Origin of the sequence: Micromonospora sp. L32 (genome assembly GCF_052068055.1) — a bacterium.
Lineage (GTDB): Bacteria > Actinomycetota > Actinomycetes > Mycobacteriales > Micromonosporaceae > Micromonospora > Micromonospora purpureochromogenes.
Window position 1 is genome coordinate 537,513 of record NZ_JBQHDD010000003.1, and the last position, 22,095, is coordinate 559,607.

Here is a 22,095-nt window from a genome sequence, read left to right on the forward strand (position 1 = left end):
AGCCATGGTCTTGATCACCACGCGGCCCGGCGCGCGTCGCCCGACGCCGTCCCGGACGGCGGTAAGGTCGCTGCCATGACCGCGCCCGACCGCCTCAACCCCGGCGACCCCGCCCCCGACTTCACCCTGCCGACCGACACCGGCGAGACGCTCTCCCTGGCCGGCCTGCGCGGCCGCCGGGTCATCCTGTACGCCTACCCGGCCGCGATGACCCCCGGCTGCACCAAGCAGGCCTGCGACTTCCGCGACTCGCTCGCCTCGCTCCAGGCCGCCGGCTACGAGGTCGTCGGCATCTCGCCGGACAAGCCGGAGAAGCTGGCGAAGTTCCGCGAGCGCGACGCCATCACCTTCCCGCTGGTCGCCGACGCCGACAAGGCGGTGCTCACCGCATACGGCGCGTACGGCGAGAAGCAGATGTACGGCCGGACGGTGACCGGGGTGATCCGCTCCACGTTCGTCATCGACCCGGACGGGAAGATCGAGCGGGCGTTCTACAACGTCAAGGCCACCGGGCACGTGGCGAAGCTGCGGCGGGACCTCGGCCTCGACTGAGGCTGTCACACCCGGCCGCTACGGTCCGTGCGTGGTCCGATACAAGTACACGCCGGAAATGCTGGCGGAGGCGGCGGCGCAGGCCCGGAGCGTCACCGACGTGCTACGGCTGCTCGGCGTGCGTCTGAGCGGTGGCTCACACGCGCACATCAGCCGGCAACTCAAGCGCTTCGGTATCGATACGTCCCACTTCGCCCAGGTGCACAACAAGGGCGGCCGGGGAATCCGCACACCCCTACCGCAGCAGTTGGTCAAGCGTCCCACCGGCAGCCGGAGGGTTCCAGGCTGGCGCCTCAAGCGGGCGCTGGCGGCCATCGGGCTGCCGGAGGAATGCGAGGCCTGCGGTGTCGGCAGCACATGGCAGAACGCCCCGCTGACCCTGCACGTCGACCACATCAACGGCGACTTCCTCGACAATCGCGCGCACAACCTGCGGCTACTCTGCCCGAACTGCCACAGCCAGACCGCCACCTACGCCGGCTCCCGCAGGCCGGCTGTGGTCGAGCCGGATGTGGTCTACGATCCGGAGGCTGTGACACCGACCGGCTACCCGATCGGCAGACGTCTTCGCCGTCGGCCGGAATGGCCGTGGAAGCTGCCGGTGTACACGGTGAAGGGGCCGTAGCCCAATTTGGCAGGAGGCATACGGTTTAGGTCCGTACCAGTGCGGGTTCGAGTCCCGTCGGCCCTACTCAACCCTGACGGACAGCAACGGCTGAGACTGTCAGGCGCGTCACCATCGCGGGCTCACGCCGCGCCGGTTCGTCAGGATTGCCGGCGTGAGTCTGCGCTTCGTCCTCGACCCCGATCTCACCCCCGACCTGCGCGAGCGGATCGTCGACCTCTGGGTCGACGTCACCAACGCCGGCGGCGCGGTCGGCTTCGTCGCCCCGGTCAGCGCCGCCGAGGTCCGTCCGGTCGCCGAGCGGACCCTCGCCGACATCACCGACGGGCCGGACCGGCTGCTCGTCGGGTACGAGGACGACCGCCTCGTCGCGGTGCTGATCTTCGCGGACAACCGGTTCCACCTGAAGACGCACTGGGGCATCCTCAAGCGGGTGATGGTCCACCCGGACACCCAGGGCCGGGGCTACGGCCTCGACCTGATGCGGGAGGCGGCGCGCCGCGCCCCGGAGCTGGGCTGGCGGGCGCTGCACGTGACGGTGCGGGGCGGGCTCGGCCTGGAGACGTTCTACGCCCGGCTCGGCTACCGGGAGATCGGGCGGCTGCCGGGCGCGCTGCGGGTGGCCCCCGGCGACGACCGCGACGAGATCCTCATGTGGCGGGACCTGGACGAGCCGGCGGGCTGACGGTCAGTTGCCGCAACCGGCCGCACGGGTGGGGTCCACCGGCGCCACCGCCGCGTCGAGCACGGCCGGCGGGGAGGCGGCCGCCGCGAGGCTCGGCGACGCCGACACCGACGGGGATGCCGTCCGGCTGGGGCGCGCCGACGGCGACCGCGCCGGCGTGGTGGCCCTGGCGGGGGCGGCACCGCCGTACATCCTGACCGTGCTGCGCTGCACCTGGCCGGGCGCCATCCGGTGTAGTCCTGCCGCGTCGCGCCAGGCGCCGGAGCTGCCCTGCCGCACCTCGACCGAGCGCAGCGGGTTGCCGTGCTGGCCGACGAGCACGGCGAACCACCACTGCGAGGCGCCCTCCTTGATCCGGAAGGTCAGCGGGCCGGGCAGCGGCGGGTCGACCACCGCGCGGTAGCTGATCCCGACGACGCCCTGCACCGGGTCGGCGATCTCGGCGAACCCCTCCCGGGACAGGTCGAGGTGACCGGGTTCGCACTCCGGGCACTGGTCCATGACCAGCACCCGGACGGTCCCGCGCGGACCGGTGACGTCGAGGAAGCCACCGCAGGCGGCGCCGGCCGCGTACTCGGACGGGCCGAGGGCGACGTAGCGGCGGTTGGCCGGCGCGGACGGGTAGGAGCAGTTGCCGCCCGCGCCCTTCGAGTCGTAGAAGGTGGCCTTTCCCTTGTGGACGGTGCCGCCGGCGGGCGGCGCGGCGGACGCCAGAGGTGCGGCGCAGGCGGGTGCGGCGCCGGAGCGCAGGGCGAGGCTGAGCCCCAGCACGGTGGCGAGCGCCGCGACGCCGCCGGCGGCCAGCCAGCGGGTACGGGCGGAGCGGGGGGCCCGGCGGCGGCCCGCCGTGGGACGGGGGGCGGGGTCGCCGGGAGCGCTGCCGTCGGTCACGCCGGTCGATGTTGCCGGACCGGCACGCCGGGCGACAAGCCGGCTAAGCGAAAGCTAAGCCGGCCGCCCCAACGCCCGGAGCGCCCTCACCAGGCCGCGCCGATGCCGTCGCCGGGATACCAGTGGTCGCGCGGGGTCTCCCGGTAGGCGAGGAAGCGCCGGCCGGTGCGTTCGGCGTGGGCGGCGAGCACGTCGGTGTGGGTGACGTTGTCGGTGAGCAGCATCGCGCCGGGGGCGAGCTTCGGCTCGACCGCCTCGAACTCGCGCTTCTCGTGGGCCCGGCTGTGGTCGCTGTCGTGCAGGAACAGGTCGACGGGCCGGTCCAGGGCGGCGATGGAGGCGATGGAGTCGCCGATGACCAGGTCGACCACGTCGGACCAGGGTGCGGTGCGGGCGAGGTAGCCGGCCTCGGGGTTGATGTCCAGCGAGGTGAGCCGCCCGGGGTGCCCGTCGGCGGCGTTGCGCAGCAGGGCGGCGGCGAGCACGCAACTGCCCAGCCCCTTGTCGACGCCGGTCTCGACAACGTGGCTGGGCCGGGTGGCGCGGACGATGGCGTACCAGCCGACGCGCCGGGCGTACCGGACCTGCTTGTCGGCCAGGCCGCGGCGGGCGGCGCCGGCGGTGGCCCGCTCGATGTGGCCGCGCAGCGTGTCGTCGGACTCGATCTCCTCGACGTACGCGCGGACCTGCTTGACGGGCGTGTCGCAGACGACGCTGACGAACCAGGTCAGGTGCTGGCGGCTCAGCTTGGTCAGCTCGTAGGTGTAGTTGTGGTGCTCGCGGGAGGTGAACAGCCAACGGGCGGAGGTGCGGATGACCCTGGCGTCGTGCCGGGCGACGCGGCGGAGCCGCTTCGGGAAGGCGGCGACCGGTGCGAGGCGGGTGCGGGCGATGGCCCGGCGAAGCGTCGTTGCGTCCACGCCGAGGTTCTACCAGGTGAAGGTGAAGAGTGGCGAGGAAAGTTTTGGATTCACCGACCGGGTGGTCGGGGCTGACCGTCCGGACGAGGGTCCCCGGCGGCAAAGGTGAGTCAGTAGCATCGCGGCCATGTCAGATCGCCAGCAGCTCGTGGATTCCGAACCGGTCGAGCCAGTCGACGCAGGTGTCGATGTGGAGAACCCGGCACGGCCACGTCGCCGTCGTCGTCGGATCGTGCTGACGACGCTGCTGGTGCTGGCGTTGCTGAGTGCCGGTGGCGTCGGTGCGGGTGCGTTCTATCTGCGCTCGGTGGAGAAGGACATCGACCGGGTGGACGCCTTCACCGAGGTGCCGCAGGAGAACCGTCCGCCGGTGGTGGCCAAGGACGCGATGAACATCATGATCCTGGGCAGCGACTCGCGTGATCCGGAGAAGACCACCGGTTCGCGTACCGACACGATCATCCTGGCCCACCTGCCGAAGGACCGGAAGAGCGCTCAGCTCATCTCGATTCCTCGGGATACCTGGGTGCGGGTGCCGCGCTCCAAGGACGGTCAGCACGGTGGCCGGGAGGCCAAGATCAACGCCGCCTACGCCTGGGGCGGGATTCCGCTGATGGTGCAGACCGTCGAGGAGTTCACCAAGGTCCGCGTGGACCACGTGGCGGTGGTCGACTTCGCCGGGTTCACGGACATCATCGACGCCCTGGGCGGCGTGGACATCTACTCGGACAAGACGTTCACCTCGATCCACCCACCGTTCCGCACGTTCCAGCAAGGCATGCAGAAGATGGACGGCGAGACGGCGCTGGACTACTCACGGCAGCGCAAGCAGTTCGCGGACGGGGACTTCGCCCGGATTCGCCACCAGCAGCAGGTGATCAAGGCGATCCTGGACAAAGCGGCCTCCGGCGGCATCCTTACGAGCCCCGGCAAGCTGAACGACTTCGTCAAGGCCTCCTCGGCAGCCGTCTCGGTCGACGAGGGAATGTCGCTGTTGGACATGGCGACCGACCTGCGCGGGTTGCGCGGCGGCAACCTCGCCTTCTTCACCAGCCCCACCAGGGGCACGGGCCAGGTGGGCACCGAAAGCGTTGTCTTCGCCGACACCGACAAGGTGCGGTCCTTCTACGATGCCGTCCGCCGGGACGCGGTGCCGGAGATCGTGGCCGCCAGAAAGTAGGACATCGGACTGCCTGGTCGGCCCTGGTGACGCAACGAACCACTTCATATCCTGCGTGCGCCCCGGTGGCCCCTCATGCGCGGCCCGGGCAGCACGGGGGAAGGACGACCATGCCAAGCCAACCGTCAACGGTTCAACCCAGTACGGCGGCGACGCACGACGACGACGCGCCGCATCGCGTCGCGGCTGAAGGTGACGAGCACAGCCGCGGTGGCATGCCCACGATCCCGCCCGCCGCAGGCCCGGGAAGCCACGGCGACGGCACCGGCCGGCTGGGGCTGGATGCGACCACAGTGCTACCGTACGCCGGCTCCCGCGCCTCGCGGCGCACCCGGGGCCTGCGCGCCTGGATGATGACGGCCCCCGTGGACATCGCCGCGCTGCTCGCGCCGCTGCTGGTCACCCACCATAACTGGCGCGGCACACTGGTCATGGCCGGCCTCACCGTTGCCTTCTTCGCCGCCGGCGGGCTCTACCACGCGCGGCGGCACGTGAGCATCCTCGACGAACTGCCCAGCCTCTGCGGCCGGTTGCTGGCCTCCGCCGCGGTCGTCGCCATGGTCGCAGCCCTGCGCCACGAGTCCGCGGAATACCTAATCGGTTTCACCCGCGGAGTGGGCATGTCCGCCGGGCTGGTCGTCATCGGGCGGGCGCTCACCCGGGAGATCGCCACCATCGCCCGCAAGCGCCGGTGGGTGGAGCACAACGCGATCATCATCGGAAGCGGGCCGACCTCGGTGGAACTCGCCCGCCTGCTACGCCGCTACCCCCAGTACGGCCTGCGTTTCGTCGGCTGCGTGGACAGTCCGTCCCGTGAGGCTCCGCCGGCGCATCCGCTGATCGGCGGCCTGCACGAACTCGAACAACTGGTCGCCATCGTCGAGTGCGACGTGCTCATCGTCGCCGACCCGGACTGTCCGGAGCCGCTGCTGATGGAGGTCCTCCGCCGGCCGGCGAACGCCAGCTGCGACCTGTGGGCGGTGCCCCGGCTGTGGGGCTCCCGTTCGCACGGCGACCACATCGGCGCCATCCCGATCGTCAAGGTCGGCGACACCACCCTCTCCGGACCACGGTGGGCACTCAAGCGGGCCTCGGACGTGGCCTTCGCCGTGGTTGCGCTCGTGGTGCTCAGCCCGGTGCTGCTGCTCTGCGCGATCGCCGTGTTCGTCGACGGTGGACGCGGCATCTTCTTCCGGCAGGAAAGGATCGGCCGGCACGGCAAGCCCTTCAACATCGTCAAGTTTCGGTCGATGCGACCGGTGGACCAGCACGAGTCGCAGACGAACTGGTCCATCGCACACGACCAACGGCTCCGGCCGATCGGACGTTTCCTGCGTCGTACGTCCCTCGACGAGCTGCCGCAGCTGTGGAACATCCTGCGCGGCGACATGAGCGTGGTGGGGCCCAGGCCGGAGCGCCCGTACTTCGTGGAGAAGTTCTCCGCCGAATACCCGAACTACGCGATGCGCCACCGGGTTCCGGTGGGGCTCACCGGGCTGGCGCAGGTCAGCGGCTTGCGCGGGGACACGCCGATTTCCGACCGCGCCCGGTTCGACAACTACTACATCGAGAACTGGTCGCTGTGGCTGGACGCCAAGGTGCTGCTGCGCACGGTGGCCGAGGTGTTCCGCGGCGGCGGCCGCTGAGCCGGGAACCCCGACCCACCCGACGCCGTCGGATGGGACTGGCAGCAGCACGCCCAGCAACGGACCGCACCCTGAACCCTTGGAGATCCCATGCCGGACGTCTCGGTCGTCATCCCGACCACGGGTAGGCCCAGCGTCGCCGAGGCCGTGCGGTCGGCTCGCGCGCAGCGCGGGATGTCCGTGCACGTGGTGGTCGTCTGCGACCTGCCCGACGTGCCGGCGACCGTGCGGGACCTGGGCGGGGAGGTGGACGAGGTGGTGTGCACCGGCGGTGGGCGGCGAGGTTCGTACGCCCGCAACCTGGGAGTCGCCCACGCCGCCCCGGGCAGCCACGTGGCCTTCCTGGACGATGACGACGCCTGGCTTCCCGACAAGCTCGCGGTCCAGGTGCCCGTCCTGGAACGCCTGGCCGCGCAGGGCTGGTTGCCCGTGGTGTCGTCCCGGATCCTGCAACGCAGGGACGGTGGCCTACCCCTGCCCACCGCCGCGCCGGCCACCCTGATCGCCGACGGCACCCTCCCGGAGGACTACCTCTTCCAGCGGCGTCGCCTCGGCGTGGGTCGGCAGTCACTGCCCACGTCGACCCTGCTGACGACCCGGGAACTCGCCACCACCTGCCGGTGGGACGAAACACTTCCCCGCCACCAGGACTGGGACTGGTTGATCCGCGCCGCCCGGATCCCCGGTGCCAGGATCACGCAGGTCGAGCAGGCCACCGCGATCTACACCGTGGGCAGCCCGGGATCGATCTCGGCGCGGGCGGACTGGCGGACGTCCTGGGAGTGGGCCAGGCGCTGGGAGGGAGTGTGGGCCCGGCAGACCTTCTCCGACTTCGTCGCGGCACAGACCCTGCGCTACGCCCTCCAGGCGCGGGACTGGGAGGGCGTCCGCGAGATGACCCGGGCGATCCGGCGAAGCGCGCCTCCCTCGGCCCCCAACGCCGCGCTGGCAGCAATCGGTATCGTGCCCCGTGCCGCTCTGGAGCGCGTCGCGATGCGAGGGTCGCGGCCGGTCGCCGACTCCCCCAGTCCTCGGCCCACGGACGGAGTCCGCTGATGCGCCTGCACTTCGTACTCCCCCAGCTGGAGCCGCTCTACGGCATGGAGCGCGCCGCCGTGCTGCTGATGCGCGGGCTGCGGGCGCACGGCGTGACGGTCTCCGCGACGGTCCTGTCACGGGCCGTCCCGCCGGGCCTCGACGACCTCGACATCGACCATCTCGGCGTGGGTACCCGGATCACCCGCCTGGTGGAGGCGGTTCCACCGCTGCGCCGGCGGATCCGGGCCCTGCCTCCGGACGTGGAAGTCGTGTCCAGCGGACTCTGGGGCACCGTCCCGGTCGGCGCCGCGTTGGCAGGGTCCGGCCGCAGCTTCCTGGCCTGGGAACATTCGCTGCTGCCGGAGCGGCTCCGCATCGACCGGCGGGTCCGCACGCTCGCCCGGATGACCCGGCTCGGGGCGCTGCGCCCGCGGCTGGTCATCGCGGTCTCCGACGGCGTGGCCCGGACGGTACGGCAGCTCACGCCCGGGCAGCCGGTCGTCACGATCACCAACCCGGTCCCGCTCGCCGGGTTCGTCGCCCCCCGCGAGGTCGCCGACCGGACACGCATCGCTCTGCTCACCACCGCCGCCTTCCGCCCGTACAAGAACCACGGCTGTGCGCTGTCGGCGCTGGCCGCTCTGCCGGAGAACTACCACCTGACCCTCGCCGGTGACGGTGAGGAGCGGCAGATGCTGGAGAACCGGGCCCACGAACTCGGGCTCGAGCACCGGACCACGTTCCTGGGACGGGTGCCGGGGGTTGCGGGGCTCCTCGCGGAGGCGGACCTGCTGGTGCACCCGTCCCGCGCCGAGACCTTCGGGTTCAGCCTGGTCGAGGCGGCCGAGGCCGGCCTGCCCGTCGCCACCCTCCCGATGCCCGCGATGGACGAACTGATCCCGAACCTGGTGCCCGGCACGCTGGCCACCGAACCGACGCCGGAGGGGCTCGCCGACGCGATCCTGCGGATGACCGGTGATGAGCGTCCGACCCGCGCCGACTTCGAGAAGGCGTGGCGAGCCCGGTGCGCGGCCCTCGACCCCGCCGAGGTGAGCCGCCGGTGGGTGGAGGCGTTGACCCGGTGACCCTGACCGACAACACCCCCGACCGGGTGGGCGGGCAGGACTCCGCTGCCCCGGCGCGCCGCTCGTCCGCCGGTCGCGGCGACGGTTTCCTCCGCAAGTCCGGCACCTTCCTGTCGGGAACGCTGCTGCGCACCCTCGCCCAGGGCGCGCTCTTCGTCCTCCTCGCCCGGGAGATGCCGATCGGGACCTACGGACTCTTCGTCGGCATCAGCGCGCTCGTCGCCGTGGTGTCGCCGTTCGCGTCCGCCGGCGCGCCCAGCCTGATCTTCCAGAGTCACGCCGATTCACCGGCGGACTGGCACCATCACCTCGCTCGCGGGCTGGTGCTCACCGCGGTGTTCGGCACCGGTGCGTCCGTGCTGGTGACGGCCGCCGGGACGGCCATCTGGGGCGGCCAGGTCAAGCTGGTCGACATCGCCGCGCTCGCCGTCGCGGACCTGGTGGCGTGGCGTCTCATCGAGGTGGTGGCGGCCTCCGTGCAGGCCCGCGGTCGGGTCTTCGTCGCCTCGGTCGTCCCGGCCGTGCTGCATGTCTGCCGGCTGGCCGCGGCGGTGGCCCTGGTGGTGTCGAGCCGCCAGCCGCTGACGCTGCACGCGTGGGCGCTCACCTCCGCGCTCCTCTCCGCCGTGATCTGCCTGGTGGTGATCTGGTACGGCGTGCGCGGCGCGGGTGGGCTGCGGCCGGACGTGCGCGGCTCGCTCGCCCAGGCGAGCACGGGCATGCTCTTCGCCGTCGGTTTGTCCGCGCAGACGGTCTACAACGACCTCGACAAGGTGATGCTGTCCCGGCTGGGCAGCCCGGAGAGCGCCGCCATCTACGCGGCGGCGTACCGGGTCGTCGACTTCGCGTACACGCCGGGCCGGTCCATGGCCGCGGTCGCCTACCCGCGTTTCTTCGAGGCCGGACGGGAGGGGCCCCGGGCGGCGCTCCGGCTGACCCGTCGGCTGCTGCCCCGGTACCTGATGTTCAGCGTCCCGGCGTCCCTGCTGCTGGTGGCCTTCGCCTGGACGATGCCGATCGTCTTCGGGCCCGAGTACGCGGCGGCCACCACGGCGTTGCAGGGCCTCAGCGCGCTGCTCGTCCTCAAGTCGATCCACTACCTGGCGGCCGACACCCTGTCGGGCAGCCGGATGCAGGGCCGTCGTACGGTGTGCCAGATCGCGGTCGGCGTGGTGAATGCGGCGTTGAACGTGTGGCTGATCCCGGCGTACGGATGGCAGGGCGCGGTGGCCTCCAGCCTGGTCTGCGACGCGCTCCTCGGCGTGCTGCTGTGGAGTTGCCTCGCCGCGGCCGTCCGGCGTGATCCGCCCCGGGGCGTCGCACCCGCGCGGCAGCCGGCGGACTCTATTGGAAGGACATGAGTTGGTCACCCTCTTCGGTTTGCTGCTGACCGCGGGCGGTGTCGCGACGGTCGCATGGCTGGTGGCCGCGCGTCGCAGGGTCGCGGCCGCATTCGGAGACAGCCGGACGGCGATGGCGTTCGTGGCCTTCGCCGTGCTGGCCAACGCCGCGCCGGTGCTCGCCGGAGACCGCAGCTCCGCGCTGATCGGCTTGCTGGTGCTGGCCCTGCTGGCCTGGGCGGTCCTGTCCGGCCGACGGTCCCTGCGGGGTAGCCCCGACCGGTGGCTGCGGATCTCCTGGTGGTCGATCGCCACGCTGCTGCTGTGGTGCCTCGCCGTGGACGCCCTCGTCGGGTCCGGCCTGTACGGCCCGCGGCTGGTGGCGTACGCGGCCGCCGGGCTGCTGCTGCTGGCCGGGGTGCTGCTCGCCGCCGGCACCGCGCTGAGCGTCCGGGCGCTGGCGTACACCGGGCTGGCCGTGCTGTCGGTGCTGACGATCCCGACCGTCTTCTCCGACGGTGCGTGGCGACCCTGCACCGCCGGGAAACTGGAGAAGTGCTCGGTGGCGGGCGCGTTGTTCAAGGGCTTCTTCGAGTCCGAGAACTACATCGCCATGATCGCGACGTTCACGCTCGTCGCCGGCCTGTGCGCGCTGCGCCGTGCCGAACTGCTGGCGACGACCGCGTTCTGTCTGCTGATCATCGTCGCCACGGGTTCCCGGACGAGCTATCTGGCCCTGGCCGCCGCCGGCGCCTGGCTGGCGGGCGGCTACCTGATCGAGCGCGGGCGGCGGTTCACCCGGATCCACCTCGCCCTCTGCATCGCCGTGGTGCTGACGTTCCTCACGGCTGCCACCTACCTGATGTGGACGGCCGACCGGACCACCTTGAGCAACCGGGGCAACATCTGGATCCACGCCCGGGAGTACATGGCTGACATGAAGGCCACCGGCGTCGGCGTCTCCAAGTGGTACTACCTGCGGGACGTCGGGGAGGCACCGACGCATTTCTTCCACTCCGGATACGTGCTCGCGATTTTCGCGGGTGGCTTCGTGGCGCTCGCGATCTGGGGGCTCTGGGCGACGGCCCTGCTGCACGGCGGCGTGTCCGACGGGCGTGCCTTCACCGGGAAGGCGCCGGTCGTGCTCCTGCTCGTCTACTCCGTGACCGAGGTCGTCTGGAACCCGTTGTCGGTGGACGGATTGTCCTGGATCGCCATCGCCCTGATGCTGACCCGGTCGGTCGCCGCCCGGGCCGACGCGCTGCCCGCCCCCGGCCCGGTGGACGCCGTCGACCGACCCGGCGGGATCGCCGCCCTGCGCCGGTTGACCTCGCGACACGGTGCGCGCCGAACCACCGCCGGCGCCTGATCTGGAGGAGGCGCGGCCGTGGTCCGGTGGGACCCGGCCGCGCCGCGGACTCGCACGGAGCGGGGTGCGGACGGCAACTCTCGGGGTCGACCGCGCCGCCCACGGCCCGATCAGGGACCGGTGGGCCGGTCCGGGCCGATCGGCAGGGCCTGGAAGGTCAGCAGGCCCGTGCCGACCGCGTTGACGATCCACGGGCCGGCACCGGCGTGGCTCAGGTAGCTCACCCCGGACGCCCCGTCCGCGGGGCCCGAGAGCGTCAGCACGAGTTGGCCACCGTCGCGGTACGCGACGCCCACCACGGTGACCTTGCTGCCCTCGATCCGGAAGTCGGCGGCCACCCCCGGCTCGACGGTGAGCGGGTCGTCGTCACGCAACTGGATGACGATCTCGGTCCGCCCGGCCGGCGAGTAGGACGCTGAACGCGGATTGGGTGGCGCGACCCCTTCCCCTGGGCCGCCGTACAGGTCCCGGGCGACCACGGCGAAGACCCGGTCACCCAGCTCGCGGTAGCCCTGCTCCCAGGCGTAGTGGCAACCCTGGTGACCGGACAGGCCGTTGGTCGACAGCAGCGTCACGCCGAGCGTGTCCGCCATCCGCCGCTGCGCCTCCCGCAGTCTTCCGGTCGTGCTGACGCCGCAGGGCGAGGTGCGGACCTGGAAGACGTAGTACCGAGTGCCCGAGTCGCCGATCTCCGCCCGCCAGTTCCGCAGCAGCGCTGTGAAACCGGCCACGTGGGCTGCGGCGTCGTCGTTGTCGGACTCGCCCTGATACCAGAAGACGCCGCGTACGTGGCGGAGCACCCCGGCACCCACCAGGCGTTGCCGCAGCCGGCCGTAGTTGGTGCCGAGGTCGTCGGGCCGGGTGGCGACGCGCTGGAAGAACCCGATCGACCTGCCGTTCTCCGCGCCGTTGAGAACGGCCACCGGCACCTGGTAGGTGTCCATGATCCGGTGTGCCATCCGGATGCCCCACTGGCCGACCGACCCGGGCTGTCGCCCGGCGTCACCGACGCCGTAGTTCCAGCCGCGCGAGGTGGTCGCCAGGGTCCGGTCGGCGGTGGACGAGCCGTAGCTGCGGATGTAGGGCGACTCCTCGGCCGCCGACGAGCCTCGATGCATGGCGGCGACGGCGTTCGACTGGCCCTGGACGACGTAGACGTCGCCGGCCACCACGCCCTCCCACAGCCCGACGCGCCGGTCGACCCCGTCGCCGAGCACGCGCAGCTCGAACCGGTACTCCCGCAGCGCGGCGTTGATGCGGTGCCGGAAGGAGAAGTCCTTCCCGACGGCGGCCGGCGCGCTGTACTCCCAGCCGTCGGCGCCACTGGTCACCTTGAGCTGCACGGCGCTGACCCGCGCATCGGTCACCGTGCCCGAAACGAAGACCGTGGCGCCGTTGTTGGCGTCCCGGGGATACAACTGACGGTCTGCGGGGTGCCGTTGCACGGTCAGCACGGACGGGCGGGCGTACACCGTCAGGCGGCGTTGCGTGTAGCTGGCGGCGTTGCCGGCGAACGTCCAGTCCGGGTGACCGGCCGGCGCGGAGCCGATGCCGATCGAGAGCGGCGCGTTCGCGGCGGTGAAGCCGTTGATTGCCAGGACGGTGGCGGGCGGGGTGGTGGAGGGACGGGTGGCGCCGACGAGATGCACCTGGAACGAGCCGTACCCGAGGGCGGGCGACACGTCATCGTCCGCGTCGTACCGGTCGGCATAGGCGCCGGAGATCTGGCCGGAGCTTCCCGTGCCGTAGTTGTTGGGCCACATCTCCAGGTAGCCGGCGAGCCCCGTACCACTGGTCAGACCCTCGACGTTGGATGCGACCTCCAGGTCGTTGACCCGCTGCCGCACGATCTGACCCGCTCGGGTGGGTGGGCCGAGCCGGTGGACGTCGGTGGTGAACGCCGTCATCGCGGTCCACACCCACTGCGGGCCGGCCGGGCCGTTCAGCTCCAGGCAGTAGCCGACCCGGTCGAAGCCGCCGGCCACGGCCCCGGTGCGGTCGAAGGCGTACTGCGGCGTCCTGTTCCGCCAGTTCGCACGCGTCGGCAGGTCCACTGCGGCGACCGGAGTGAAGTCGGCCATCGCCCCCACGTTGGCCGCGCAACTGGTGCCGTCCACCGGGATGGCGGGCGGTGGGGACCGCCGGGACTCGGGGGCGGACCAGGCGGCGTCGGGCGTTCCGGGCTTCGCCGACGGCCAGCTGACGAGAGCGACCGAGCAGAGCGTCAGTCCGACCAAGCCCAGGGCGAGCCACGCCCTTCGCGGCAGGGAACGGAGGCGCTCCAGCCAGGAGGGAGCACGGAACACCCTCGAACCTCCACACGGGTCGGCCACGTCGTCGCGGCAAGGCTATGCGATGCGCGGCGTTCACCGATGGCCGGCCGGGACAGACCGGACGGGTACGGGCGCCTGCGCCGGGCCGGGTGGGCACCTCCCCGTTCGTAGCGGTCTGCAATGATGCCCGCCATGGCCGCAACGAGCACAACGGCGCCGGTGGGCACGCGGTCCGCCGGCATCGACATCCTTCGCGTCGTCGGCATCGCCGCGGTGGTCGTCGGTCACGTCTGGAGCGACAGCGTCACCAGGGCCGCCGTGTACACCTGGCACGTGCCGCTCTTCTTCCTCCTCACCGGCTACTTCTGGACGCCCGGCCGGCCTGTGGGGGGCGAGCTACGCAAGCGCTGGCGGTCGCTCGGCCTGCCGTACGTGGCCTGGTTCGTGGTGCTGTTCGCGGTGCTCGCGGCGGCCGAGGCGGCCACCGGCCAGGTGGCCGATGGCGCGTTCCGTGACGCCCTGTACGGCGGCAGCGCCGCCGTCCGGCCGTTCTCGGCGTTCTGGTTCGTCTCGGTGCTCTTCCTGATCGCTGTCGCCTACCGGGGACTGGAGCGGTTCCCGGCGGTGGTCACCTGGGCGGTCGCCCTGGTCGGGCTGGTCGCCGCGTATCTGGCGCCCGGGTTCGCCACCGCCGCTCCGCTGGGTCTGTTCCTCGTCCCGGCCTGCCTGGTCTTCGTGCTCTCGGGCCGGCTGCTGCGCCAGCTGCGACCGCAGCTGCCCACCGCGGCCGCCGCCGCGATGCTCGCGGTGGGTGTGCTGCTGGTGGTCACCGGTCTGAGCACCCCGCTGGACGTGAAGGCGGGCGACTTCGGCGTTCCCGGGCTCGGTGTGCTGACCGCCGTGCTGATCAGCGGTGGGCTGGTGTGCCTCGCCGAGGAGCTCGATTCCCGGGTCGGCGCCGCCTCGGCCCGGACGATCGGCCGGCTCTCCGCGTGCGGCATCGCGGTCGTGCTGAGCCACGCCGGCGTGCTCTGGGTGCTGCACACCCCGCCGGACGGCGGTCTCGTCGACCTGGCCGCCGCCCTCGTGCTTCCCTGGGCGTTCGCGCTGATCGCGCTCCGCACGGCAGCCAGCCCCTACCTGCTCGGCACGGCCGCGACCCGGCCCTGACGGCGGGCCGGCGCCGTCCTCAGGCCGCGCTGTCGCGGCGCCTGGCCAGCATCACCATCAGGACGACGAGCCCGACGGCGAGCGCACCGCCGGAGCCGGCGAGCAGCGGAACCGCCCAGCCGGGCCGGCTCGAGGTGTCCTCGCCGCCCCCGCTGTCGACGGCCGCCTGCCGGTAGGAGCGCGCCAACAGATTGGCGGGCGAGGCCTCCACGACCGCGTCGAAGCGGTCGACCGCGGTCGCGTTCTGGCCGGCGAAGTATGCGTCGAGGCCGCTGCGGTAGAGCTTGTCCGGCTCACCGAGACTGTTCTGGATTCCGGCCCCGGCCAGCAGTCCGGTCATCGTGGACACCGGGACGACGACGCGGTTGGCCTTGTCCGGCCGCAGGAGGTCGTTGTCCAGCATCCCGACGACGCGGCCGGCGGGGTCGATGGCGATGCCGCCGCGGGAGTAGATACCGAGGTCCTCATTGATCCGGTAGAGGTTCACCGGCGACTGGGTGTCCACCCCGGTGACCGTCACCGACTTGGAGAGCACGTTGTAGGTGGCCGTGCGGTAGCTGGTGTCGGTGGTGGTGTATCCCAGGATGAGCAGCGAGGTGTCCGGGGCGACGGCGGGCGCGGTGTTCAACTCGGCGGCGGGGAGGTTCTCCTGAGCGAGCTTGACCAGGGCGAGGTTTCCCGCCTCGAGGGCGAGCGACTGGACCACGGCACCGGGGATGGCCGGACTGTCCGTGACGTCCCCCTTGGCCACGTTGAGCTGGCCGTAGAGCTTGGCGTCCGGCTGCGCACCGGGCTCGATACCGGTGAAGACGGCCGTCTTCATTCTGGCCCTGGTGAAGGCGGGGACGTCCTTGGCGTTGAGTCCACCCTCGGCGACGAGGGCGTTGCCCAGCGCACCAAGGGCGTTGTTGAGCACGATGTCCTGGGTCGGACGCACGCACTGGCTGTTGGTGAGGACGTGGCCGTCATGATTGACCACGAAACCGGTGCACCGCCGGTTGAAGGTGATCGGCGTCTTGCGCAGCAGGGCATTGTCCTGCTTGTTGCGGACGTACCCGGTGAAGATGACCTCCACGAAGACCATGGACGGCCCCACGGTCGCCAGTGCCCGCTCTTCCGGGCTGCGCAGCGCCGCCTGCGCCCAGGGCTTGAGCCCGGGGTTCACCGGGGTGGCGCTGGGAAACGCGGTGGAGGGGACGGCAGGCGTGGTCTCCGGCGCAGCGGAGTCGTCTGCCGAGATCGCCCAGAGGCCGACCCCGCCACCCACCACGGCCACCAGTAGCAGCGCCGCCAGTGCGGCCCAGAGCCCGGTCTGGCGCCGGGGCGGCGCGGAGGGCTGGATCCGGCGGACCGGCGCGGCGAAGGGATCGTGCGGTGGCACACTGACCGGCTGGTCGGGCTGCGAGAACGCCGGCGGCGTCGACACCTGCTCGGGCGGCGACGAGACCTGGTGGGGCGGCACGGAGACCTGGTAGGGCGGCACGGAGACCTGGTGCGGGGGCGCGCTGATCTGGTGCGGGGGCACGGAGACCGGCTGGGGCGGGGCGGAGACCTGATCCGGTGGCGCGGAGACCTGCTGCGGCGGCGCGGACACCGACCGGGCCTGGGTCGGGTCGCCCTGGATGGCCCACGGAGCCGGCTGGGACTGGTCGGCCGGAGGCACCTGGAGCATGGCCACGGTGCCGTCGTCGTCGGGGCGCTCACTGCGGATCTCGTGGCCGAGCGCGAGGAACAGGTAGTCGGCACCCGGCCCACCGTCGGCCGCGTACGCCACCCAGGGCGCGGCCGCGGTGAAGTCGGCGGCCAGGTACGGCCCGCCGCCACCGCCCGGCGCGGCCAGCGCGTCGGCCATCCCGGAGAAGGCCCGACGCCAGGCCGGATCCTCGGCCACCACGGGTTCGAGCACCGCGACGGTCACCAGCCGGTCCTGCCCGTCGACGGCCCACCAGGCTCTGCCGACCTGGCAGACGCCCATCACCTCGGTGAACCTGTACGGACCGTCCGGCTGCATGCCCCACTCCTCTGCTCACCCGCCGTGCGGATAGTACAGAAACGCCGCGAGCGCGGCGGCCGCCGGCAGTCCCGGCCGCACCCCGCCCCACCAGGGGCTACTCCCGTGTGGACTTCCGACGGTCGGCCGGGTGTGACCGAACGGACGACGGTTGCGTCTGAAAGTTTTCATGCATACAGTCACGCCATGAATGACGGAGCCGTCGCCGCACCCCCCGACCGGGTGCTCGACCTGTTCCACGGCGTCCGGCTCACGCCCACCCAGCGCCGCATCGCGCACTGCCTGGTGCAGCACGCCGCCGCCGCGTCGTACCTGTCGGCGGCCGAGGTGGCCGAGCTGGCCGGGGTGAGCCAGCCGTCGGTGACCCGGTTCGCCGTCGCGCTCGGCCACGACGGCTACCCGGCGCTGCGCCGACGGCTGCGCGAGCTGACCTCCGGCGGCGCCACCGGCGGCGACGGCGACGGCAACGAACTCCAGCGGGCGGTCCGCGCCGAGATGGCGAACCTGGAGCGGCTCGCCGACGAGCTCGCCGACCGGGACCGGATCGCCGCCGCCGGGCACCTGCTGGCGGCCAGCCGCCCGCTGCCGGTGCTCGGACTGCGCGCGGCGGCGCCGCTGGCCGCGTACTTCGCCTACTTCGCCGCGAAGGTGCACCCGGACGTCCGGGTGCTCGACGACGGCGGCAGCCTGCTCACCGACCGGCTGGAGCAGGCGGCGGCGTCCGGGGCGAGCGCCCTGCTCGCCTTCGTCCTGCCCCGCTACCCCCGGGAGACCTTCGAGGCGCTGCGGGAGGCCCGCGACGCCGGGCTGACCGTCGTCGCGATCACCGACTCGCCGGTCAGCCCGGCGACCGAGTACGCCGAACTGGTGCTGCCCGCCACGGTCGGCACCGACCTCGTCTTCGACCTGCACACCGCCCCGATGACCCTGGCCATGGTGGTCCTCCAGGCGATCTGCGACGCCTCCCCGGCGGACACGCAGGCCCGCCTGGAGGCGTTCGAGTCGTCCGCCGCCCGTCGCCAGTTGTTCCTCGGCTGAGAGGAGTTTCAAGATGCACCAGCCCGTCCGCGCCGCTCGCGGCACCGCACGCACCGCCCAGGGGTGGCCGCAGGAGGCCGCCCTGCGGATGCTGATGAACAACCTCGACCCGGAGGTGGCCGAGCGCCCGGACGACCTGGTCGTCTACGGCGGCACCGGGAAGGCCGCCCGGGACTGGCCGTCGTACCACGCGTTGGTGCGTACGCTCACCGAGCTGCGCGACGACGAGACGATGCTGGTGCAGTCCGGCCGCCCGGTCGGGGTCATGCGCACGCACGAGTGGGCGCCCCGGGTGCTGCTGGCCAACTCGAACCTGGTCGGCGACTGGGCCACCTGGCCGGAGTTCCGCCGCCTGGAGCAGCTCGGCCTGACCATGTACGGGCAGATGACCGCCGGCTCGTGGATCTACATCGGCACCCAGGGCATCCTCCAGGGCACCTACGAGACGTTCGCGGCGGTGGCGGCGAAGCGCTTCGGCGGCACGCTGGCCGGGACGCTGACGCTGACCGCCGGCTGCGGCGGGATGGGCGGGGCGCAGCCCCTCGCGGTGACCATGAACGGCGGCGCCTGCCTCATCGTGGACGTGGACCGCAGCCGGCTGGAGCGGCGGGTGCACGACCGCTACCTCGACGAGATCGCCGACTCCCTGGACGACGCGGTGCAGCGGGTGCTCGCCGCGAAGCGGGACCGCCGGGCGCTGAGCGTCGGCGTGGTCGGCAACGCCGCCACCGTCTTCCCCGAGCTGCTGGTGCGCGGCGTCGAGATCGACGTGGTGACCGACCAGACCAGCGCGCACGACCCGCTGTCGTACCTGCCGGTGGGGGTGGAGCTGGCCGACGCCCGGGACTACGCGGCGGCGAAGCCCGCCGAGTTCACCGACCGGGCCCGGGTCTCGATGGCGAAGCACGTCGAGGCGATGGTGGGCTTCCTCGACGCGGGCGCGGAGGTCTTCGACTACGGCAACTCGATCCGCGGTGAGGCCCAGCTCGCCGGTTACGAGCGGGCGTTCGACTTCCCCGGCTTCGTGCCGGCGTACATCCGGCCGCTGTTCTGCGAGGGCAAGGGCCCGTTCCGCTGGGCGGCGCTCTCCGGCGACCCGAAGGACATCGCGGCCACCGACCGGGCCATCCTGGAGCTGTTCCCGGAGAACGAGTCGCTGGCCCGGTGGATGCGGATGGCCGGCGAGCGGGTCGCCTTCCAGGGCCTGCCGGCGCGGATCTGCTGGCTCGGCTACGGCGAGCGGGACAAGGCCGGGGTGCGGTTCAACGAGATGGTCGCCTCCGGTGAGCTGTCCGCGCCGGTGGTGATCGGCCGGGACCACCTGGACTGCGGCAGCGTGGCCAGCCCCTACCGGGAGACTGAGGCGATGGCCGACGGCTCCGACGCGATCGCCGACTGGCCGCTGCTCAACGCGCTGGTCAACACCGCCAGCGGGGCGTCCTGGGTGTCCATCCACCATGGCGGCGGGGTGGGCATCGGGCGGTCCATCCACGCCGGGCAGGTCTGCGTCGCCGACGGCACGGCGCTGGCCGGGCAGAAGATCGAGCGGGTGCTCACCAACGACCCGGCGATGGGCGTGATCCGGCACGTGGACGCCGGGTACGAGGCCGCCCGCGAGGTCGCTGGCCGTACCGGGGTCCGGGTGCCGATGGCCGAGGGACCGGCGTGACGGACCTCGCCGGCCGGTTCCGGGCGCTGTGGGACGAGATCGCGCCGGTCGGGCGGGACGCCGGCAGCGGCGGCTACCTGCGCTACGCGCTGACCGAGCCGGAGCTGCGGCTGCGGGAGTGGTTCCGCGAGCAGGCCGAGCACCGGGGCATGCCGGTCACCGCCGACGGCAACGGCAACCTCTTCGCCTGGTGGGGTGACCCGCGGGCCGGCGACGCGGTGCTCACCGGCAGCCACTTCGACTCGGTGCCGCACGGCGGGGCGTACGACGGGCCGCTCGGCATCGTCAGCGCGTTCCTCGCCGTCGACGAGTTGCGCGGCGCGGGCGTCACGCCCGACCGGCCGATCGCGGTGGCGGCGTTCGTGGAGGAGGAGGGGGCGCGGTTCGGCGTACCGTGCCTGGGGTCGCGGCTGCTCACCGGGGAGATCGCGGTGGAGCGCGCGGCCGGCCTGCGCGACGCGGCCGGGGTGAGCTTCGCCGAGGCGCTCGGTGACCGGCCCGCGGGCGCCGACCCGGCGCTGCTCGGCCGCTTCGCCGCCTTCGTGGAGCTGCACGTCGAGCAGGGCCGCGCGCTGGTCGAGGCCGACGCGCCGGTCGCGGTCGCCAGCGCGATCTGGCCGCACGGCCGCTGGCGCTTCGACTTCCACGGCGAGGGCAACCACGCGGGTACGACCCGGATGGCCGACCGCCGCGACCCGATGCTGACGTACGCGTTCACGGTGCTCGCGGCGAACAAGGAGGCCCGGCTGCGCGACGCGCACGCCACCGTGGGCCGGGTGTCGGTGGAGCCGAACGCCACCAACGCGATCCCGTCGCGGGTGACCGGCTGGCTGGACGCCCGGGCGGCCGAACCGGAGACGCTGCGCGGGCTGGTCGGGGCGGTGCACGCCAAGGCGGCCGAGCGGGCGAAGCGGGACGGCACGGAGCTGACCTGCACGGAGGAGTCGGCCACCCCGCTGGTCGCCTTCGACGGCGGGCTGGCCGACCGGCTGGCCAAGCTGCTCGACGCGCCGGTGCTGCCCACCGGGGCGGGGCACGACGCGGGGGTGCTGGCCGCGCACCTGCCCACCGCGATGCTCTTCGTGCGCAACCCGACCGGGGTGTCGCACTCCCCCGCCGAGTCCGCCGCCGACGCCGACTGCGCCGCCGGGGTCACCGCCCTGGCCCGGGTGCTCCAGGAGCTGGCATGCCGATGACCCGCTGGCTCGCCGAGTACGCCTGGCTGCCCGAGCACGCCGAGCCCACCCCGGACGTGCTGATCGAGGCGGTCGACGGGCGGATCACCACGGTCGCCCCGCTGACCGCCGGCCGGCCCACCGCCGGGGTGGAGGTGCTCGGTGACGCCGTCCGGCTGCCCGGGCTGACGCTGCCCGGCCTGGCCAACGCCCACTCGCACGCCTTCCACCGGGCGTTGCGCGGGCGTACCCACGCCGGGCGGGGCGACTTCTGGACCTGGCGGGACGGGATGTACGCGGTCGCGCAGCGGCTCGACCCGGACTCGTACCTGGCCCTGGCCCGGGCCGCGTACGCGGAGATGGCGCTGGCCGGGGTGACCTGCGTCGGCGAGTTCCACTACCTGCACCACGGCCCGAACGGCACCCCGTACGACGACCCGAACGCGATGTCGGCGGCGCTGGTCGAGGCGGCCGCGCAGGCCGGCGTCCGGATCACCCTGCTGGACACCTGCTACCTGACCGCCACCGTGGACGGCGCCCCGCTGGCCGGGCCGCAGCGGCGCTTCGGCGACGGCGACGCGCTGCGCTGGGCGGACCGGGTCGGCGCGTTCACCCCTGACGCCGGGCACGCGCGGGTCGGCGCGGCCATCCACTCGGTCCGCGCGGTGCCGGCGGAACAGCTCGCCACCGTCGCCGGCTGGGCGGACCGGCGCGGCGCGCCGCTGCACGTGCACCTGTCGGAGCAGCCCGCCGAGAACGACGCCTGCCGGGCCGCGCACGGCCGCACCCCCACCCGGCTGCTCGCCGACCACGGGGTGCTCGGGCCGGCCGTCACCGCCGTGCACGCCACCCACCCGACCGGCGCGGACGTGGCGCTGCTCGGGGAGAGTCGCACCGGGGTCTGCCTCTGCCCCACCACCGAGCGGGACCTGGCCGACGGGCTCGGGCCGGTCCGGCGGATGGTCGAAGCCGGCAGCCCGCTCAGCCTGGGCAGTGACAGCCACGCCGTGGTCGACCTGTTCGAGGAGGCCCGCGCGGTCGAGCTGGACGAGCGGCTGCGCACCCGCCGGCGGGGCCACTTCACCGCCGTCGACCTGCTGGCCGCCGCGACCACCGGCGGGCACGCCGCGCTGGGCTGGGCCGACGCCGGCCGGCTCGCCGTCGGTGACCGCGCCGACCTGGTCACGGTACGGCTCGACACCGCCCGCACGGCCGGGGTGCCGCCGGTCGGGGCGTTCTTCGCGGCGACCGCCGCCGACGTCAGCTCGGTGGTGGTCGACGGGCGGCAGGTGGTGCGCGACGGCGTGCACCTGACCGTGGACGTGCCGGCCGAGCTGCGCGACGCGATCGCGGCGGTGTCCGGTGCGTAGCCGCGCGGGCCGACCGGCGTGGACGGCCGGCGGGTTCCGGGGCACCGGACCGGAGCGC

The 22,095-nt window shown here is 72.9% G+C and carries 18 protein-coding genes and 1 tRNA gene; 15 read left to right on the forward strand and 4 right to left on the reverse strand.

The window, feature by feature from the left end; genetic code table 11:
- The first annotated feature begins 75 nt into the window (after positions 1-75).
- From bcp to ACTMTB_RS11410, 4 genes are all read left to right on the forward strand, one after another.
- Positions 76-552: a thioredoxin-dependent thiol peroxidase gene (gene bcp, locus ACTMTB_RS11395; RefSeq protein WP_441144799.1), complete on the forward strand. Its 477-nt coding sequence runs from the start codon at positions 76-78 to the stop codon at positions 550-552.
- Positions 553-583: 31 nt separating this feature from the next.
- Entirely contained in the window at positions 584-1,177 is a 594-nt protein-coding gene (locus ACTMTB_RS11400; protein ID WP_441144801.1) for an HNH endonuclease signature motif containing protein, read from the forward strand.
- Positions 1,168-1,243, forward strand: a tRNA-Leu gene (locus ACTMTB_RS11405). Before ACTMTB_RS11400 ends, ACTMTB_RS11405 begins: the two co-directional genes overlap by 10 nt.
- Before the next feature lie 88 nt (positions 1,244-1,331).
- On the forward strand, positions 1,332-1,862 hold the full coding sequence (locus tag ACTMTB_RS11410) for an N-acetyltransferase family protein (protein ID WP_441144803.1): 531 nt from the start codon (positions 1,332-1,334) through the stop codon (positions 1,860-1,862).
- A 3-nt stretch (positions 1,863-1,865) separates the two neighbouring features.
- On the opposite strand, the gene ACTMTB_RS11415 is transcribed toward ACTMTB_RS11410, so the two are convergent.
- Together ACTMTB_RS11415 and ACTMTB_RS11420 are read right to left on the reverse strand one after the other, a co-directional pair.
- Entirely contained in the window at positions 1,866-2,753 is an 888-nt protein-coding gene (locus ACTMTB_RS11415; protein WP_441144805.1) for an expansin EXLX1 family cellulose-binding protein, read from the reverse strand.
- A gap of 86 nt (positions 2,754-2,839) precedes the next feature.
- Positions 2,840-3,673: a class I SAM-dependent methyltransferase gene (locus tag ACTMTB_RS11420; protein ID WP_357607952.1), complete on the reverse strand. Its 834-nt coding sequence runs from the start codon at positions 3,671-3,673 to the stop codon at positions 2,840-2,842.
- Between the two features lie 127 nt (positions 3,674-3,800).
- Here ACTMTB_RS11420 and ACTMTB_RS11425 point away from each other — a divergent pair, with 127 nt between their 5' ends.
- The 6 genes from ACTMTB_RS11425 (at position 3,801) to ACTMTB_RS11450 (ending at position 11,331) form a co-directional block, all read left to right on the forward strand.
- The gene (locus tag ACTMTB_RS11425; RefSeq protein ID WP_441144808.1) at positions 3,801-4,853 is read left to right on the forward strand and encodes an LCP family protein; all 1,053 of its coding nucleotides are present in this window, start codon (positions 3,801-3,803) and stop codon (positions 4,851-4,853) included.
- A 215-nt stretch (positions 4,854-5,068) separates the two neighbouring features.
- A complete protein-coding gene (locus tag ACTMTB_RS11430) occupies positions 5,069-6,499 on the forward strand; it encodes a sugar transferase (protein WP_441144810.1) in 1,431 nt (476 codons plus the stop codon).
- 90 nt (positions 6,500-6,589) lie between these two features.
- Positions 6,590-7,555: a glycosyltransferase family 2 protein gene (locus tag ACTMTB_RS11435; RefSeq protein ID WP_441144812.1), complete on the forward strand. Its 966-nt coding sequence runs from the start codon at positions 6,590-6,592 to the stop codon at positions 7,553-7,555.
- Complete coding sequence (locus ACTMTB_RS11440) at positions 7,555-8,622, forward strand: glycosyltransferase (protein ID WP_441144814.1); 1,068 nt, start codon at positions 7,555-7,557, stop codon at positions 8,620-8,622. Before ACTMTB_RS11435 ends, ACTMTB_RS11440 begins: the two co-directional genes overlap by 1 nt.
- On the forward strand, positions 8,598-9,983 hold the full coding sequence (locus ACTMTB_RS11445) for a lipopolysaccharide biosynthesis protein (RefSeq protein WP_441144816.1): 1,386 nt from the start codon (positions 8,598-8,600) through the stop codon (positions 9,981-9,983). The genes ACTMTB_RS11440 and ACTMTB_RS11445 overlap by 25 nt, the downstream gene beginning before the upstream one ends.
- Before the next feature lie 112 nt (positions 9,984-10,095).
- Complete coding sequence (locus tag ACTMTB_RS11450) at positions 10,096-11,331, forward strand: O-antigen ligase family protein (RefSeq protein ID WP_441144818.1); 1,236 nt, start codon at positions 10,096-10,098, stop codon at positions 11,329-11,331.
- 110 nt (positions 11,332-11,441) lie between these two features.
- On the opposite strand, the gene ACTMTB_RS11455 is transcribed toward ACTMTB_RS11450, so the two are convergent.
- Positions 11,442-13,637 carry a sialate O-acetylesterase gene (locus ACTMTB_RS11455; RefSeq protein ID WP_441144820.1) on the reverse strand — a complete coding sequence of 732 codons (2,196 nt, stop codon included), beginning with the start codon at positions 13,635-13,637 and terminating at the stop codon, positions 11,442-11,444.
- 186 nt (positions 13,638-13,823) lie between these two features.
- Here ACTMTB_RS11455 and ACTMTB_RS11460 point away from each other — a divergent pair, with 186 nt between their 5' ends.
- On the forward strand, positions 13,824-14,774 hold the full coding sequence (locus tag ACTMTB_RS11460; RefSeq protein WP_441144822.1) for an acyltransferase family protein: 951 nt from the start codon (positions 13,824-13,826) through the stop codon (positions 14,772-14,774).
- Positions 14,775-14,793: 19 nt separating this feature from the next.
- Here the strand turns inward: ACTMTB_RS11460 and ACTMTB_RS11465 are convergent, their stop codons facing one another.
- The gene (locus tag ACTMTB_RS11465) at positions 14,794-16,785 is read right to left on the reverse strand and encodes a trypsin-like peptidase domain-containing protein (RefSeq protein WP_441144824.1); all 1,992 of its coding nucleotides are present in this window, start codon (positions 16,783-16,785) and stop codon (positions 14,794-14,796) included.
- 186 nt (positions 16,786-16,971) lie between these two features.
- Between ACTMTB_RS11465 and ACTMTB_RS11470 the strand changes: the two genes are divergently transcribed.
- From ACTMTB_RS11470 to ACTMTB_RS11485, 4 genes are read left to right on the forward strand one after another with little or no spacing between them, the layout of a single operon-like run.
- On the forward strand, positions 16,972-17,823 hold the full coding sequence (locus ACTMTB_RS11470) for a MurR/RpiR family transcriptional regulator (RefSeq protein WP_280838517.1): 852 nt from the start codon (positions 16,972-16,974) through the stop codon (positions 17,821-17,823).
- A 13-nt stretch (positions 17,824-17,836) separates the two neighbouring features.
- Positions 17,837-19,492, forward strand: a complete 1,656-nt coding sequence (gene hutU, locus ACTMTB_RS11475; protein ID WP_441144827.1) for a urocanate hydratase — start codon at positions 17,837-17,839, stop codon at positions 19,490-19,492.
- The gene (locus ACTMTB_RS11480) at positions 19,489-20,688 is read left to right on the forward strand and encodes an allantoate amidohydrolase (RefSeq protein WP_441144829.1); all 1,200 of its coding nucleotides are present in this window, start codon (positions 19,489-19,491) and stop codon (positions 20,686-20,688) included. Before hutU ends, ACTMTB_RS11480 begins: the two co-directional genes overlap by 4 nt.
- The gene (locus ACTMTB_RS11485; RefSeq protein WP_441145007.1) at positions 20,685-22,037 is read left to right on the forward strand and encodes a formimidoylglutamate deiminase; all 1,353 of its coding nucleotides are present in this window, start codon (positions 20,685-20,687) and stop codon (positions 22,035-22,037) included. Before ACTMTB_RS11480 ends, ACTMTB_RS11485 begins: the two co-directional genes overlap by 4 nt.
- The last annotated feature ends 58 nt before the right edge of the window (positions 22,038-22,095 follow it).